Annotated in this window: 17 protein-coding genes; 9 read left to right on the forward strand and 8 right to left on the reverse strand. The window is 67.1% G+C overall.

The features are described 5' to 3' along the window. The first annotated feature begins 9 nt into the window (after window positions 1-9). Window positions 10-1,029: an aminotransferase class IV gene (locus C6A86_RS02795; RefSeq protein WP_311101021.1), complete on the forward strand. Its 1,020-nt coding sequence runs from the start codon at window positions 10-12 to the stop codon at window positions 1,027-1,029. 16 nt (window positions 1,030-1,045) lie between these two features. Here the strand turns inward: C6A86_RS02795 and C6A86_RS02800 are convergent, their stop codons facing one another. From C6A86_RS02800 to C6A86_RS02810, 3 genes are read right to left on the reverse strand one after another with little or no spacing between them, the layout of a single operon-like run. Next, complete coding sequence (locus C6A86_RS02800; RefSeq protein WP_105364574.1) at window positions 1,046-1,906, reverse strand: SDR family oxidoreductase; 861 nt, start codon at window positions 1,904-1,906, stop codon at window positions 1,046-1,048. Between the two features lie 43 nt (window positions 1,907-1,949). Continuing rightward, window positions 1,950-2,228 carry a barstar family protein gene (locus C6A86_RS02805; RefSeq protein ID WP_105364573.1) on the reverse strand — a complete coding sequence of 93 codons (279 nt, stop codon included), beginning with the start codon at window positions 2,226-2,228 and terminating at the stop codon, window positions 1,950-1,952. Then, window positions 2,225-2,566: a ribonuclease domain-containing protein gene (locus C6A86_RS02810; RefSeq protein WP_105364572.1), complete on the reverse strand. Its 342-nt coding sequence runs from the start codon at window positions 2,564-2,566 to the stop codon at window positions 2,225-2,227. The genes C6A86_RS02805 and C6A86_RS02810 overlap by 4 nt, the downstream gene beginning before the upstream one ends. A 110-nt stretch (window positions 2,567-2,676) precedes the next feature. On the opposite strand from C6A86_RS02810, the gene C6A86_RS02815 reads away from it, so the two are divergent. Genes C6A86_RS02815 through C6A86_RS02825 form a run of 3 tightly spaced genes read left to right on the forward strand, consistent with a single transcriptional unit; the run spans window position 2,677 to window position 4,568 of the window. Continuing rightward, window positions 2,677-3,159, forward strand: a complete 483-nt coding sequence (locus C6A86_RS02815) for a GNAT family N-acetyltransferase (protein WP_105364571.1) — start codon at window positions 2,677-2,679, stop codon at window positions 3,157-3,159. Next, on the forward strand, window positions 3,156-4,268 hold the full coding sequence (locus tag C6A86_RS02820) for an LLM class flavin-dependent oxidoreductase (RefSeq protein ID WP_105364570.1): 1,113 nt from the start codon (window positions 3,156-3,158) through the stop codon (window positions 4,266-4,268). Before C6A86_RS02815 ends, C6A86_RS02820 begins: the two co-directional genes overlap by 4 nt. A gap of 9 nt (window positions 4,269-4,277) precedes the next feature. Continuing rightward, the gene (locus C6A86_RS02825; RefSeq protein WP_105364569.1) at window positions 4,278-4,568 is read left to right on the forward strand and encodes a hypothetical protein; all 291 of its coding nucleotides are present in this window, start codon (window positions 4,278-4,280) and stop codon (window positions 4,566-4,568) included. Here C6A86_RS02825 and C6A86_RS02830 read toward each other — a convergent pair. Both C6A86_RS02830 and C6A86_RS02835 read right to left on the reverse strand, forming a co-directional pair. Then, a complete protein-coding gene (locus tag C6A86_RS02830; protein ID WP_105364568.1) occupies window positions 4,558-5,310 on the reverse strand; it encodes a bifunctional 2-polyprenyl-6-hydroxyphenol methylase/3-demethylubiquinol 3-O-methyltransferase UbiG in 753 nt (250 codons plus the stop codon). The two genes, C6A86_RS02825 and C6A86_RS02830, sit on opposite strands and share 11 nt — an antisense overlap. Next, window positions 5,307-6,038 (reverse strand): MBL fold metallo-hydrolase, encoded by a 732-nt coding sequence (locus tag C6A86_RS02835; RefSeq protein WP_105364567.1) that lies wholly within the window; start codon window positions 6,036-6,038, stop codon window positions 5,307-5,309. The genes C6A86_RS02830 and C6A86_RS02835 overlap by 4 nt, the downstream gene beginning before the upstream one ends. A 70-nt stretch (window positions 6,039-6,108) precedes the next feature. Here C6A86_RS02835 and fgd point away from each other — a divergent pair, with 70 nt between their 5' ends. Beyond that, the gene (gene fgd, locus C6A86_RS02840) at window positions 6,109-7,119 is read left to right on the forward strand and encodes a glucose-6-phosphate dehydrogenase (coenzyme-F420) (RefSeq protein ID WP_105364566.1); all 1,011 of its coding nucleotides are present in this window, start codon (window positions 6,109-6,111) and stop codon (window positions 7,117-7,119) included. On the opposite strand, the gene C6A86_RS02845 is transcribed toward fgd, so the two are convergent. Genes C6A86_RS02845 through C6A86_RS02855 form a run of 3 tightly spaced genes read right to left on the reverse strand, consistent with a single transcriptional unit; the run spans window position 7,079 to window position 9,626 of the window. Then, window positions 7,079-7,849 carry a GntR family transcriptional regulator gene (locus tag C6A86_RS02845; RefSeq protein WP_105364565.1) on the reverse strand — a complete coding sequence of 257 codons (771 nt, stop codon included), beginning with the start codon at window positions 7,847-7,849 and terminating at the stop codon, window positions 7,079-7,081. The genes fgd and C6A86_RS02845 overlap by 41 nt on opposite strands. 2 nt (window positions 7,850-7,851) lie before the next feature. Next, on the reverse strand, window positions 7,852-8,628 hold the full coding sequence (gene fabG, locus C6A86_RS02850; RefSeq protein ID WP_105364564.1) for a 3-oxoacyl-ACP reductase FabG: 777 nt from the start codon (window positions 8,626-8,628) through the stop codon (window positions 7,852-7,854). A gap of 8 nt (window positions 8,629-8,636) precedes the next feature. Beyond that, window positions 8,637-9,626, reverse strand: a complete 990-nt coding sequence (locus C6A86_RS02855; RefSeq protein WP_105364563.1) for a phosphotransferase enzyme family protein — start codon at window positions 9,624-9,626, stop codon at window positions 8,637-8,639. A gap of 251 nt (window positions 9,627-9,877) precedes the next feature. Between C6A86_RS02855 and C6A86_RS02860 the strand changes: the two genes are divergently transcribed. Genes C6A86_RS02860 through C6A86_RS02875 form a run of 4 tightly spaced genes read left to right on the forward strand, consistent with a single transcriptional unit; the run spans window position 9,878 to window position 15,916 of the window. Then, window positions 9,878-11,437, forward strand: a complete 1,560-nt coding sequence (locus C6A86_RS02860) for an APC family permease (protein WP_105364562.1) — start codon at window positions 9,878-9,880, stop codon at window positions 11,435-11,437. 8 nt (window positions 11,438-11,445) lie between these two features. Beyond that, window positions 11,446-12,732 carry an aspartate aminotransferase family protein gene (locus C6A86_RS02865; RefSeq protein WP_105364561.1) on the forward strand — a complete coding sequence of 429 codons (1,287 nt, stop codon included), beginning with the start codon at window positions 11,446-11,448 and terminating at the stop codon, window positions 12,730-12,732. After that, window positions 12,729-14,816, forward strand: coding sequence for a phosphate acetyltransferase (gene pta / locus C6A86_RS02870; protein WP_105364560.1), 2,088 nt, complete (start codon window positions 12,729-12,731; stop codon window positions 14,814-14,816). The genes C6A86_RS02865 and pta overlap by 4 nt, the downstream gene beginning before the upstream one ends. Next, window positions 14,813-15,916 (forward strand): acetate kinase, encoded by a 1,104-nt coding sequence (locus C6A86_RS02875; RefSeq protein WP_105364559.1) that lies wholly within the window; start codon window positions 14,813-14,815, stop codon window positions 15,914-15,916. The genes pta and C6A86_RS02875 overlap by 4 nt, the downstream gene beginning before the upstream one ends. Window positions 15,917-15,921: the final 5 nt, after the last annotated feature.

Consider the following 15,921-nt stretch of genomic DNA (forward strand, 5'->3'; position numbering starts at 1 on the left):
CCATCAGAGATGACCATCGCAGACGCAGGAACCTCCAACCTGGTCGCCGTCGAGCCCGGCGCCGCCATCCGTGAAGCGACCCCGGAAGGCTCGGTGATCCAGTACAGCGACTACGAACTGGACACCTCCAGCCCGTTTGCCGGCGGCGTCGCGTGGATCGAGGGCGAGTACATGCCCGCCGAAGAGGCCAAGATCTCGATCTTCGACACCGGGTTCGGGCACTCCGACCTGACCTACACGGTGGCACATGTGTGGCACGGCAACATCTTCCGGCTGGGTGATCACCTCGACCGGCTGCTCGACGGTTCGCGCAAGTTGCGCCTCGACGCCGGCATCAGCAAGGACGAACTCGCCGAGATCACCAAGAAGTGCGTCTCGCTGTCCCAGCTGCGGGAGTCGTTCGTGAACCTCACCGTGACCCGTGGCTACGGAAAGCGCAAGGGCGAGAAGGATCTCTCCAAGCTGACCCACCAGGTGTACATCTACGCCATCCCCTACCTGTGGGCCTTCCCGCCCGCCGAGCAGATCTTCGGCACCACCGCGATCGTGCCGCGTCATGTCCGCCGGGCCGGGCGCAACACCGTCGACCCGACGATCAAGAACTACCAGTGGGGCGATCTGACCGCGGCGAGCTTCGAGGCCAAGGATCGCGGTGCCCGCACCGCGATCCTGCTGGACTCCGACAACTGTGTCGCCGAGGGTCCCGGATTCAACGTCTGCATCGTCAAGGACGGCAAGCTGGCGTCACCGTCACGAAATGCGTTGCCGGGCATCACCCGTAAGACGGTGTTCGAGCTGGCCGACCAGATGGGCATCGAGGCCACCCTGCGCGATGTCACCAGCCACGAGCTCTATGACGCCGACGAGTTGATGGCGGTCACCACCGCCGGTGGCGTCACCCCGATCAACACCCTGGACGGCGAGGCCATCGGCAACGGTGAGCCCGGCCCGATGACGGTCGCCATCCGGGACCGGTTCTGGGCGTTGATGGATGAGCCGTCACCGTTGATCGAAGCCATCCGGTACTGAGGAGGATCCGGCGCCGCTACTTGCCGTCGGACTCGATGACACCCTGGGCGGCACGGGCACGGTCCTCGTAGCTCTTGCGCTTGGCGGTGTCGACCTCGAGGAACACCGTGTCCAGGCCGAGTGCCTTGTTCATGGCGCGACGGCCCTTGGGCGGCAGCATCTGGGCGGCCTGCGCGGTGAACCGCAGCGCCGGCGGCACCGACACGTGGGTCTTGGGCTTGTCGAGCGTCTTGACGATCGCGGCGGCGATGTCCTCGGGCTCGACGGGCTTGATCGCGCCGCCGGACTTGGTTCCGGAGATCAGCTCGGTGTTGGTGAACGGCGGCATGATCACCGAGACGTTGACGCCGTGCGGTGCCATCTCGTCGGCCAGCGCTGTGGACAGGCCCACCACCGCGTACTTGGCACCGACGTAGACCACCTGCCCGGGCAGCGGGATGAGGCCGGACAACGAGGCGATGTTGATGATGTGGCCGCTGCGGCGCTTGACCATCTGCGGCAACGCGAGCCGGCAGCCGGTGAGCACGCCGTAGACGTTGACCTCCAGCGAGGACCGGACCGACTGCTCGGTCTCTTCCAGGAACGGGCCCACCGGCATCACGCCGGCATTGTTGATCAGCACGTCGATGTGGCCGCCCCCGTCGGTGCGGGCCTTGTCCAGAAAGGTCTCGAAGGACTCCCGGTCGGTGACATCGAGCGGGTAGCCGGATACCTGGCCCAGTTTGGTGAGTTCGACGACGGCGGATTCCTGCAGCGCGACGTCACGGTCGCCGATCACGACGCGGGCGCCGCGGGCGAGTAGGGCCTTGGCGGTGGCATAACCGATACCGCGGGCCGCGCCGGTGATCGCGATGGTCTTGCCGCTGATGTTGTCCATGGCGGCGAACTTTACACGTGTCAAGTTTTTCGCGAAAGTGGCCTCAGGGGGTGAGCCACAGGTCGACGCCCTCGGTGCTGAACAGGTGCAGCAGGGTGCTCCACAGCTGATCGCCGACGGCGCTCTTGACCTGCCGGTAGGACGTCATGACGAATCGGAATCCGCCGTCCTCGGGGGTGCCGAAGCCACCGCGTAGGCAGTCGGCCAACGCGTCCAGGTTGGACCCGAAATAGCCGCCGTCACCGTTGACCGCACGACCGATCTCGGCATAGAAGTCCGGCGTCGAGGTGATCTGGGAGCCGTCGATCCGGTAGGTCTTCATGCGATTCCGATCAGGCAGAAGGATTCGTAGTGGTCGTCGGTGTAATAGAAATCCGGAGGGTCGCCGCCGGCGACGATGCGACGCGTCCCGCGGTGGTGCAGTCCGGGGGTCGGCACGGTGTACTCGCGGTAGTAGCCACGCTCGTGCTCGGGCAGTCGGCCCTCGTAGTTACCGAAGATGGCCCCGTCATTGCGCCGATGCGGGAACGGCCCGCCGGCTTCGATGAGGTCCACGGTGGCCGCGACCTCCGGCGGCAGGCCGGCCAATGAGCATTCGCCCGCGGGTGTGCAGCCGGCGATCAGCCCACACAGCAGTGCGGTCGCCATCACCATGCGCATGAGCCATGACGCTAGCAACCTGGGCCCATTTTCGATCATGCTGAGCTGATACCCCCGCCCGGAATGCGAGACGGCTGGGCACGTTGGACATTGAAGTGATGGTAGGAGCATTGGTGGAATCTCTGCGCTTTGTCGCGGTGGAACAGACCGACCCGCTGGCGGAGCCGCTGCTCGCCGAACTGACCGTCGAATACGCGCAGCGCTACGGCGGTACCGAAGCCGGCGTGGCGGCCTGGCTGCGGGGTCACCCAGCCGAGGAATTCGCCGCACCGCACGGCGCACTGCTGATCGGGCTGCTCGGTGGGCAGCCCGTGACCGGCGGGGCGTTCCAGCGCTTCGATGCCGACACCGCCGAACTCAAGCGGATCTGGACCGACAGTGGGTACCGGCAGCGTGGCTACGCCAAGGCACTGCTGGTGGCGCTGGAGGCGGTGATCGCCGAACGCGGCTACCGGCGCATCTACCTGACCACCGGGGACCGCCAGCCCGAGGCGGAGGCACTCTACGAATCGGCCGGCTACAGCAGGCTGGCCGAACCGCTGCCCGCGGAAGGTCACATCCATCCGATCGCCTTCCAGAAGGTACTGAGATGAGCGTTCCGCTTTCCGTACTGGATCTCGCGCCGATCAGCGCCGGCAGTGACGCCCCGACCGCGCTGCGCAACACCGTCGACCTCGCCCAGCATGCCGAGCAGTGGGGCTATCGCCGCTTCTGGGTGGCCGAGCACCACTATGTCGCGGTCGCCAGTTCGTCCCCGGCCGTGCTGATCGGCCAGATTGCGGCCGCCACCAACACCATTCGCGTCGGTGCGGCCGCGGTGCAGCTCGGCCACACCACCGCCATCGCGGTGGTGGAGAGCTTCGCGACCCTGGACGCCTTCCACCCGGGGCGTATCGACCTCGGGGTGGGCCGCTCCGGGCAGCGCCGCACCGAGGCGATCAGGGAGAAGCCCCGCGCACCGAAACCGCCGCGGGAATGGCATGAGGTCGACGGTGTCGTGGTCCCCGCACCGTTCGACGTCTCGGTTCTGATGCGCGACCCGCGCCTCAAAGCGACCATGGCGACATTGCAGCAACCCGAAGCCGTCGCACCGGATTTCGCCGAGCAGGTCGCCGACATCCTGGCCCTGCTGAACGGCACGTATCAGGCCGGCGGGTTCGAGGCGCATGCCACGCCCGGGGAGGGCACCGCGCTGCGTCCCTGGGTGTTCGGCAGCAGCAGGGGGCAGAGTGCACGGGTCGCCGGCGCGCAGGGGTTGCCGTTCGTCGCCGCCTATCACATCGCACCGGCCACCGCGTTCGAGGCGATCGAGGCCTACCGCAAGGCCTTTCAGCCATCCAAGGTGTTGGCAGAGCCCTATGTGGTGGTATCGGCGGACGTGTTGGCCGCCGACGATCATGCCACCGCGCAGCAGCTGGCCGGGAGTTTCGGGCACTGGGTGCATTCCGTCCGGGCCGCCGGCGGTGCCGCACCGTACCCCGATCCGGATACCGTGCCGCCCTTGACCGACCAACAGCGCGAGCTTGTGAAGGATCGCCTCGCAACGCAGTTCGTGGGAGACGCCGACGAGGTGGCGCAGCGGCTGTCGGACCTGCAGCGGGTCACCGGCGCCGACGAACTGGTCATCACCTCGGTGGCCTACCGGCACGAGGACCGGCTGCGATCGCACGAGCTGGTCGCCAAGGCCTGGACGGGCTCGTAGTCTGATGCGGTGTCATTAGCCACCGTGGGCCTCCTGATCCTGACTGCCGCGCTGTTCACCGCGCTGCTGGGCATCGGTGTGCGCACGCTGGTCGGACGCAACAGTGAGATGCCCGCCGTGCGGCGCACGGTGACCAGGCTGCGCGCGAATGCGGCGGGCCGGGTGCTGTTCGGCCCCTCGGAGAACGACGCCCTCGACAGCGAGGAACTCGACCAGATGATTCTGCTGCCCACCATCGTCCTGGTGTGCGGGCTGGTGGTGACCGCGGTCTTCCTGTTCGGCTATGCGCTCATCGCGTGACCGTGCACAGCACGGTGAGCGCGTCGTTGGTGGCCTCCACACCCGCGTCACCGATGGTGGCTTTCAGTCGGCTGCGCAGGACGTCCTGATCGGCCGCGGGCAGCCGTAACACCGCGGAGTAGGTACTCACCATCTCCACCCATTCGGCGCCGCCGTAATGCGGGTGTTCGGTGTAGTGGCGACGCTCGGAGGTGAAGCCCGCCGCAGCCAACAGCGGCTCCAGATCTTCGCCTTCGATGAGGACCGACGGGCGTTGCGGCTCGGCACCCACACCGGCGTACACACCCGCGAGCTCGTCCGGACCGGGGCGAACCGCGACGATCCGGTTCCACAGCAGCGCCAGCCGACCGTTGCCGGCCAGTACCGCGCCCACCTTGCGCAGCGCGGGCTCCGGGTCCACCCAGTGGAAGGACTGGGCGAACACGACGAGATCAAAGGTGCGCCCGCACGGATCCCAGTCGGCGAAGGTGGCCACCTCGACGGCCAGGCCCTTGCCGGTGGCGACCTCGGCCATCTGCGGATCGGGTTCCACCGCCAGCACGTCGGCACCGGCCGCACGCAGCTGCGCGGTCGCGATACCGGTCCCGGCGCCCACGTCGAGCACCCGGATACCGCTGCGGGGCACCAGATCGTCGATCAGCGCGGCGGGATACCGGGGGCGGAAGCGGTCATAACGCGCGGCCGCCGATCCGAAGGACGTGGCCCGCGAACGGTCGCGGTGCAACGGCTGGCGGTCGGTCATCGGGTAGCCGCGTCCGCGGCGTCGCGGATCGGGCCGCGCCAGACCGGGCCGTGCCCGGGCAGCAGCACCTCGGTGTCCAGCATGCCCAGCGCGGCCAGGCTGCGCACACACCCGTCCTGGTCGTGGTTGAACAGGCCGGGCAGCAGCTGCGGCCCGCGACGGGTGCTCACCGGGTGGCCGGTGATCAGCGCGTCCCCGGCGACCAGCACCCCGTCGACCAGATAGGAACAGTGGCCACCGGTGTGCCCGGGCGTCGGTACCGCGAGCGGTGTGCCGGGCAGCGCCGCGGCGATGTCCTCGTCGAACGCTTCGGCCGTCGGGATGCCCTCGTGGGTCAGTCCGCCCTTGCGGACCAGCGCCAGCGACCAGGCGAGGTAGCGCGGATTCCAGGCGCGGGCCAGCACGTCCACCGGGGACGCCTGCTCCAGATACTGCCGCTTGGCGTGCCCGACCTCGGTGGCGTGCGTATACACCGGTGTGCCATGGGTTTTCGCGAACCAGATGGCCGATCCGAGGTGGTCCACATGGGCGTGGGTCAGCAGGATCGCCCGCACGTCCTCGGCCGCGAAGCCCAGCTCGCGCACCGAGTCGAGGACCTCCCCGCGGCTACCCGGATACCCGGCGTCGATGAGCAGCACGCCGTCGTCGTCGGCCACCAGCGTCCAGTTCACCAGGTCGGTCTGGGCGAAGTAGACGGTGTCGGTGATACGGGTGAGGGCTGCCGGCATGCTGCCCAGGCTATCGGCGGAGTGCGGGAGCGAAGCGACAGGGGAAATCGAGACGGAGTAAAAAGGAACCGTGGCTGAACTCAAACTGGGATACAAGGCGTCGGCGGAACAGTTCGCCCCGCGTGAGCTCGTCGAACTGGCCGTGGAGGCCGAGGCGCACGGTATGGACAGTGCGACCGTCAGTGATCATTTCCAGCCGTGGCGCCATGAGGGCGGGCATGCGCCGTTCTCGTTGGCCTGGATGACCGCCGTCGGCGAGCGCACCGAGCGCCTGATCCTGGGCACCTCGGTGCTGACCCCGACGTTCCGCTACAACCCGGCCGTGATCGCGCAGGCGTTCGCCACCATGGGCTGTCTGTACCCGGACCGGATCTTCCTGGGTGTGGGCACCGGTGAGGCGCTCAACGAGATCGCCACCGGGTACGAGGGGGAGTGGCCGGAATTCAAGGAGCGCTACGCGCGGCTGCGCGAATCGGTGCGGCTGATGCGGGAGCTGTGGCTCGGTGACCGCGTGGACTTCGAGGGTGAGTACTACAAGACCAAGGGTGCCTCGATCTACGACGTGCCCGAGGGTGGCATCCCGATCTACATCGCCGCAGGCGGGCCGCAGGTCGCCAAGTACGCCGGCCGGGCCGGTGACGGGTTCATCTGCACCTCCGGCAAGGGGGAGGAGCTCTACAAGGAGAAGCTCATCCCGGCCATGCGGGAGGGTGCCGAGGCCGCGGGCAAGAACCCAGACGATGTCGACCGGATGATCGAGATCAAGATCTCCTACGACACCGATCCGGAGCTCGCGCTGGAGAACACCCGGTTCTGGGCGCCGTTGTCGCTGACCGCCGAGCAGAAGCACTCGATCGACGACCCGATCGAGATGGAGAAGGCCGCCGACGCGCTGCCCATCGAGCAGGTCGCCAAGCGCTGGATCGTCGCCTCCGATCCCGACGAAGCAGTGGCCAAGGTCGCCGAGTACGTGGGCTACGGCCTCAACCATTTGGTGTTCCACGCCCCCGGGCATGACCAGCGCCGCTTCCTGGAGCTGTTCAAGCGGGATCTGGAACCACGGTTGCGGAAACTGGGCTGACACCGGCGATATTGCTGCTGGCGGTCAACCGGACCCGGTCGGCGCGGAACAGGTCGTAGGCGAACTCGAACGGGCGCCCGGCGCTGTCCCGCGTCACCCGGGTGATGGCCAGCAGCGGCTTGCGGTGCGCGATCTGCAGCCATTTGGCTTCCCGCGGGCTGGCGCTGACCACCTCGATGGTTTCAGTGGTGCAGGCGGGCTGCAGTCCGTACCGCTGCCGCAAGAGCTCGTACAGCGATCCGCCGAGCGGCTGTTCCAGCAGGTCGGCGGCATGCGCGGCGACGAAACAAGCCAGGTCGACCGACAGGGGCACCCCGTCCGCGTAGCGCAGTCTGCGGATGACGAAGACCTGGGTGTCCTGCGGAATCTCCAGGGCGACCGACTCGGCAAGGGTGGCCGGTCTGCTGTCGGTGGCGAGCACTTTGGTATCGCTGGTGTGGCCTCCGCTGTGCAGCCGCGCGGGCAGGCCCGCCTGCTCGGCGGCGTTGCGCTGCACCACATCTGCGCGGATGAAGGTGCCCCCCGCGCGACCGGTGCGCCGTTCCAGCACCCCGGCCTGGCTCAGTGGCAACAGTGCGCTGCGCAGCGTCGCGCGGGATACGGCGAACTGTTCGGCCATCTCCCGCTCGGTGCCCAGCCGCGAACCCGGGCGCAGCGCACCGCTGGACAGCATGGACAGAATCCGCCGGCGCACATCCTCGGCGACCGCACCCCCCGGTGTTTCCTCCATGATCAGGTGATGATCGCGTCCAGGGACTCGGGTAGCACCTGGCCACCGTCGACGGCGATCGCCTGGCCGGTGATGTAGGCGGCCTCGGTGGTGGCCAGGAACGCCGCGAGATGACCGATATCCTCCGGGGTGCCCAGGGCGCCGGCCGGGATCGACCGCGCCATGCTGGCGATGTAGTCCTCGCCGTTCTCCAGCAGACCCTCGGTGAGGATGTTGCCGGGCAGGACGGCGTTGACGGTGATTCCCTTGGGCGCCAGCTCGATTGCGGCTGTCCGCATGAAGCCGAGCTGTGCGGCTTTGGTGGCGCCGTAGTGCGACCAGCCGGGGTAACCGGTGATCGGGCCGGTGATCGACGACGTCAGGATGACCCGACCGGTGCCGGATGCGATCAGCGCGTCCAGGCAGGCCTGCACCGCGTAGAACGTGCCGTTGACGTTGATGCCCATGATCTCGTTGAGCTGCTCGGGGGTCATGGTGGCCAACGGCGCATCGGGAAAGATGCCGGCGTTGGCGCACAACACATCCAGCCCGCCGAAGGCCTCGACGGCTGCGGCCGCCATCTCCGTGCAGGATTGCCGGTCGCTCACGTCGACGCGTATCCCGATGACCGTGCCGCCACCCAGTTCGTCGAGCGCGGCCACGGCGTCGTCGAGGCCGGCGGCCGTCCGTGCCGCGATCGCGACATTCGCACCGGCGCGGGCGAAGACCGTGGCGATGCCGCGACCTATTCCCTTGCTACCGCCGGTCACCAGGACCGAGCGGGACTGCAGGTCGAACATGTTCCTCCTCAACGTAACCAGGTGTGATCGGCGAGATAGCGCTCCGACAGGCGCGCGGTACCGACGGCGTATCCGGGACCGATGGCCTTGGCGGCATCGGCGTCGGCGTGCGAGGCGATCCACGCCGTGAGCTGGATCCGGCGCAGCATCACGAAGGTCGGGATGAGTGCCAGGTGCTGCTCGGGCAGCGTGCGCACCTTCAGGTAGCCGCGCAGCCACTCGGCCACGATGCGTTCGGCCTCCGGGGTGTCCTCGATCCAGGACACGACCGCACCCAGGTCGGCCAGATTCCATCCCCAGCCGGAATCGTCGAAGTCGATCACCGTGATCCCCGCCGCTGGTGCGGCCGGATCGACCATCAGGTTCGACAGCCGTAGGTCGGCGTGAATCAGACCGAATCTGTCTGCCCCGGTGCCGAACTCGGACAACTGCTCGGTGATGTGATGTGTCGCCCGCATGATGGCGGCCCGGTCCGTGTCGGCCAGGCCGGGGGCCTCTCGCCAGTCACCCCAGCGGGCACCGGGGCCGAGGATGTCATCGAGATCCCAGCGGAAGCGCGTGAAGTCGGCCGGGGCCGCCCAGTCCAGGACATGCTCGTGCATGATCGCGGTCAGCTCACCCAGCTCGGCGAAACCGACCGCGTGCGGAACCTCCTCGGCGGTACATCCCTGGACCAGGGTGACGGCGTCGACATGCAACTCGCGGCCGTCCACCGACGCGGTGACCACATCGAGGCCGGAGCTCGAGCGGACCAGCTCGGGGGTCTTGACCACGGTGTCGCGGCGCAGTGCGGCCATCCAGGCGAGTTCGGAGCGGATGCCGTCCAGGGAGTGATAGCCGGGCCGGTGCACGCGCAGCACGATCGGGTCGTCATCGCACACCCGGTAGGTGGCGTTCTCCGACAGGCTCAGCAGCCGCAGGGGGGTGTCGAGGTCGCGGCCATAGGCGGACAGTGCCGCCCTGGCGAAGCGCGCGTGGTCGGCAGGCAATCCCGGCATGGCGACCAGTGTGAGCCAATTGTCGGGCCAAAGCAGACCAAATCGAGGTTTTTAACGGCGGCGTTGCAATACTCTCATGTTCGAAACATTGCCGAAACACAGCTAATTGCCAGCTTAAAACTCCAGTTGACCAACGAATCTGAGCGAGGTAACAATTGCCGACGTCGTCTTACGTCATCGGCATCGGGGCCGGCGGCACTTCGAAACCAGACCAAATACCGGTCTGGGATATGCCCTCAGATTGGGATGCAATGAGCGAGATCATCGATCCACCGGCCCCCGCGGGTGCCAACCCCATCCAACGTCTCAAGCCGAATGCGGTCGGGCTGTGGGGTGTGCTGTTCATGGCGGTCGCCACCGCCGCCCCCATCACCGCGATGGTCGGCAATGTGCCGATCGCGGTCGGCTTCGGCAACGGCGCCAACGCACCCGCCGGTTACTTCGTCGCCACCATCGTGCTGACGCTGTTCGCCATCGGATACGCCGCGATGAGCAAGCACATCACCGCCACGGGTGCCTTCTACGGGTACATCTCACACGGACTCGGGCGCATCGTCGGACTGGGCGCCGGTTTCCTGACCGCGCTGGCGTACATGGTGTTCGAGGCCTCGCTGATCGGCATCTTCTCGTTCTTCGGCACCGACCTGTTCTCGTCGCTGTTCGGCGTCGAGGTGCCGTGGCTGGTGTTCGCGCTGGTGATGCTCGCCGTCAACGCCCTGCTCACCTATTTCGACATCAATCTGGCCGCCAAGGTGCTCGGGGTATTCCTGGTCACCGAGATCGTGATGCTGGCCGCGATGGCGCTGTCGGTGTTGTTCACCGGCGGTGGGCCCCAGGGCTGGTCCTGGGGATCGCTGAACCCGCTCAACGGGTTTCAGAGCCTCTCCGGTGTGGTCGAGGGCGCCGACGGCTCCACGATGGCCGTCGTCGGATCCGCGGGCGTCGGGCTGTTCTTCGCGTTCTGGTCCTGGGTCGGTTTCGAGTCCAGCGCCATGTACGGCGAGGAGTCGCGCAACCCCAAGAAGATCATCCCCATCGCCGTGATCAGCTCGGTGATCGGCATCGGTGCGTTCTACGTGGTGGTGTCCTGGCTGGCGATCGTCGGCACCGGACCCGAGAATGCCATTGCGCTGGCCCAGGATTCGGCCACCGCGGGAAACATCTTCTTCAACCCGGTGCATGACAACCTCGGGCAGTGGGCGGTCGACCTGTTCAAGATCCTGTTGATGACCGGATCCTTCGCCTGCGGCCTGGCATTCCACAACTGCGCCGCACGCTACCTGTACGCCCTGGGCCGCGAAGACGTCATCCCCGGGATGCGCAAGACCATCGGTGCCACCCACCGGGTGCACGGCTCACCGCATATTGCGGGCTTCGTGCAGACCGGGTTCGCCTTCCTGGTCGTGATCTTCTTCGAGTTCACCCACCGTGACCCCTACACCGGTCTCTACGGTCTGATGGCACTGCTGGGCACCACGGCGATCATGATCGTCCAGGCGCTGGCCGCGTTCTCGGTGATCGCGTACTTCCATGTGCAGAAACGTCATCCGGAGACAGCGAACTGGTTCACCACCTTCCTGGCGCCGCTGCTGGGCGGGCTCGGAATGATGTACGTGGTCTACCTGCTGGCCAAGAACGCCTCGTTCGCGGCGGGCTCGGCGGCCACCGACTGGGTCTTCGCCGCCATCCCGTGGGTCGTCGGTGTCGTCGGCATCGGCGGTGTGCTGCTCGCGGTGTTCCTGAAGTTCAAAGATCCACAGCGGTATGGCGAACTGGGCCGTACCGTGCTGGAAGAAGCCCACGAGCGCTGACGGGAATCATGCCTTTCTCCAACATCATGGATTCCAACAGCTATCAGGGTGGTCAGCGCGACGACCCCCTGATAGTTGCCCGTGACCGGGTCCTGGGACCGGCGTACCGGCTGTTCTACGACAAGCCGGTGCATCTGGTGCGCGGGTTCGGCACCACGTTGTTCGATGCCGACGGCAACGATTACCTGGATGCGTACAACAACGTCGCCAGCGTGGGGCACTGCCATCCCCACGTGATCGATTCGGTGACACGGCAGTTGAGTACCCTCAACACCCATACCCGGTACCTGCACGATGGCATCGTCGACTACTCGCAGCGGCTGCTGGCCACCTTCCCGGATGTTGAGCAATCCGGCTCGTACCAAGTGATGTACGCGTGCACCGGTTCGGAGGTCAACGATCTTGCGTTGCGCGTGGCCGCCATGCACACCGGCGCCACCGGGGTGATCGTCACCCACGAGGCGTATCACGGCAATACCGAAGCGGTGACAGCAATCTCGCCCTCGATCGGGGGACGCACCAGCCTGGGACGCCATGTCCGCACGGTGTCACCGCAGCTGGAGCGGGCCGAAATCGCCGCCGCGATCACCGATCTGCAGGACAGCGGCTTCGGGGTGAGCGCGCTGATCGTCGACACCATCTTCTCCTCCGATGGCATCTATCCCGATCCGTTGGTGCTGGCGCCGGCGGTCGCGGCGGTCCGGGCCGCCGGTGGCGTGTTGATCGCCGATGAGGTGCAACCCGGATTCGGGCGCACCGGTGCGGGAATGTGGGGATTCACCCGCCATGGTGTGGTGCCCGATCTGGTGACCATGGGCAAGCCGATGGCCAACGGGCTACCGGTGGCAGCCATGGCCGCGCGAGGGGACGTGCTGGCCGGCTTCGCCACCGGGGTGCCGTACTTCAACACCTTCGGGGGCAACCCGGTCTCGATGGCTGCCGCGGCCGCCGTGCTCGACGTCATCGAACGGGAACGGCTGATCGCCAATGCCGCCACCGTGGGCGCTGACCTGCGTGCCGAGGTGGCCCGGCTGGCCGCCGATCACCCCCGCATCGGGCAGGTGCGCGGTGCCGGGCTGTACCTCGGGGTGGAGGTGATCGATGATGCCGGGCTGCCCGATCGGGCGACCGCTCGGTGGATCGTCAACGCCATGCGTGAACGCCGGGTGCTGATATCGGTGTGTGGCGGGGACGGCAATGTCCTCAAGATCAGGCCGCCGATGGTGTTCTCGATGTCCGACGTCGACCGCTTCGTTGCCGAACTCGGTGAGGTGCTGGCAAGCTTGGCCGAGTGACCGCGCATGCTGCTTCGGCCATCTACATAGCGTCCCCCGAGGGGGACACCGGAAAATCCACCATCGCACTGGGCATTCTGCACAAGCTGGCCGCCACCGTCGCCAGGGTTGCGGTGTTCAGGCCCATCACCCGGTTGGAGCAGGGTGACTCCGAGGGCGAACGCGACTACATCCTGGAACTGCTGCTGTCGCGGGCGACCGCCGGACTCACCTATGACGAGTGCGCCGGCGTCAGCTACCAGCAGCTGCACGAGAACCCCGAGGCGGCCATCGCCGAGATCGTCGACCGTTTCCACCGGGTTGCCGAGCGCTCCGATGCGGTACTCATCGTCGGCAGCGACTACACCGATGTGGCGGCGCCGAGCGAACTGAGCATGAACGCCCGGATAGCGGTGAACCTCGGCGCGCCCGTGGTGCTCGCGGTGAAGGCCAAGGACCGCACCCCCGCCGAGGTCGCCCAGGTCGTCGAGGTGTGCCTGGTCGAACTGGCGGCCCAGCACGCGCACACCGCCGCGGTGGTGGCGAACCGCTGCGATCCCGAACAGTTGGGCGCGGTGGCCGAGGCGCTGTGCGCGCTCGGCCCGAAGAGCTACGTCCTGCCCGAGGAACCCCTGCTGGTGGCGCCCTCGGTGGCAGAGCTACGCACGGCGGTGCACGGCGAACTCACCGGCGGTGACGAGCATTCGCTGATCCGAGAGGCGATGAGCGTCCTGGTGGCGGGGATGACCGCCGAGCATGTGCTGGAAAGGCTGCGGGACGGGATGGCGGTCATCACCCCCGGAGACCGTTCCGATGTGGTGATGGCGGTGATGGGTGCCCATGCCGCAGCGGGGTTTCCGTCGCTGTCCTGCGTCATCCTCAACGGTGGCCTGCCGCTGCACCCGGAAGTCGCCCGACTGGTGTCGGGCCTGGGAGCCCGGCTGCCGATCATCAGCACCGAACTGGGCACCTATGACACGGCACGTGCGGTCGCCTCCGCCCGCGGACGGGTCACGGTGGATTCACAACGCAAGGTCGACACCGCGCTCGCCCTGATGGAGCAGCATGTCGATACCGCGGATCTCATTGACACACTGTCGATCCCGATCCCCACCGTGACCACACCGCAGATGTTCACCTACCAGCTGATCGACCAGGCCCGCGCCGACGTCCAGCGCATCGTGCTGCCCGAAGGTGATGACGACCGGATCCTGCGCGCAGCCGGGCGTCTGCTCGCGCACCGCGTGGCCGACCTGACCATCCTGGGTGAGGAGAAGTCGGTCCGCGCGCGGGCCGCCGAAATCGGTGTGGACCTGTCGGCGGCCGTCGTGCTCGACCCGCGTACAAGTGAACTGTGTGACCAGTTCGCCGAGCAATACGCCCAGCTGCGCAGCCACAAGGGCGTGACCGTTGATCAGGCCCGCGAAACCATTTCCGACGTCTCCTATTTCGGCACCATGCTGGTGCACAACGACATGGTCGACGGCATGGTGTCCGGTGCCAGGCACACCACGGCGCACACCGTCCGCCCGGCCTTCGAGATCATCAAGACGCTGCCCGGGGTCAACACGGTATCCAGCATCTTCCTGATGTGCCTGGAGGACCGGGTGCTCGCCTACGGCGACTGCGCGATCGTGCCCGACCCGACCTCCGAACAACTCGCCGATATCGCCATCTCCTCCGCGCGCACCGCCGCGCAGTTCGGTATCGACCCCAGGGTCGCCATGCTGTCCTACTCGACGGGCACCTCCGGTACCGGTGCCGATGTCGACAAGGTCAGGGCGGCAACCGAACTGGTGCGCCAGCGCGCCCCGGAACTCTTGGTGGAGGGGCCGATTCAGTATGACGCTGCGGTGGATCCGTCCACCGCGAAGACCAAGATGCCGGAATCGGAGGTGGCCGGACGTGCCACGGTGTTGATCTTCCCGGACCTCAACACCGGCAACAACACCTACAAGGCGGTCCAGCGCAGCGCCGGAGCCATCGCGATTGGGCCGGTGCTGCAGGGCCTGAACAAGCCGGTCAATGATCTCTCCCGGGGTGCCCTGGTGGAGGATATCGTGAACACGGTGGCGATCACCGCGATCCAGGCGGCCCGGCAGTGACCACGGTGCTGGTGCTCAACAGCGGCTCGTCGTCGGTGAAATACGATCTGCTGGAACCCGAATCGGGTACGTCAGTGGTCAGTGGCGTGATAGAGCGGGTGACCGATTACCGGCAGGCGCTGACTGCGGTGTTCGCGGCGTTGCCCAGCCTGGACGGCCTGCTCGCCGTCGGGCACCGCGTCGTGCACGGCGGGAACACGCTGTACCGGCCCACCCTGATCGACGACCAGACCATCGCGGACATCGAAGAACTGTCGCCGCTGGCCCCGTTGCACAACCCGCCGGCCGTGCTCGGGATCAAGGAAGCCCGCAAGGTGCTGCCCGACCTGCCGCACGTCGCGGTCTTCGATACCGCCTTCTTCCACGACCTGCCGCCGGCGGCCGCCGAGTACGCCATCGACCGGGATGTCGCCGACACCTGGAACATTCGCCGTTACGGATTCCACGGCACCTCCCACCGCTATGTCAGCGAGCAGGCCGCGGAGTTCCTGGATGTGCCGCTGGAATCGCTGAACCAGATCGTGCTGCACCTGGGCAACGGTGCCTCGGCGTCGGCTATCGCCGGCGGGCGTCCCATCGACACCTCGATGGGAATGACCCCGATGGAGGGGCTGGTGATGGGCACCCGGTCCGGGGATATCGATCCCGGCGTCATCACCTACCTGTGGCGCACGGCGAAGATGAGTGTCGAGGACATCGAGACCATGCTCAACCGACGGTCCGGTGTGTTCGGGCTCGGTGGCGAGATCGACTTCCGGGCGCTGCACAAGCGGATCGAAACCGGCGATGAGGCAGCGCAATTGGCCTACGAGGTCTACATCCACCGGCTGCGCAAGTACATCGGCGCCTACCTGGCTCTGCTCGGTAACACAGATGTCATCACCTTCACCGCCGGGGTGGGGGAGAACGATGCCGCGGTGCGTCGCGATGCGCTGTCGGGCCTGACCAGCCTCGGCATCGAGATCGACGGACGGCTCAACGATGCACCCGAGCGGGTTGCGCGGCGTATCTCGATGGAAACATCGCCGGTCACGGTGCTGGTCATCCCGACCGATGAAGAGCTGGCCATCGCCCGGGCGTGCGTGGAGGTGCTGGGATAGGTACG

This window comes from Mycobacterium sp. ITM-2016-00316 (assembly GCF_002968335.2).
GTDB lineage: Bacteria > Actinomycetota > Actinomycetes > Mycobacteriales > Mycobacteriaceae > Mycobacterium.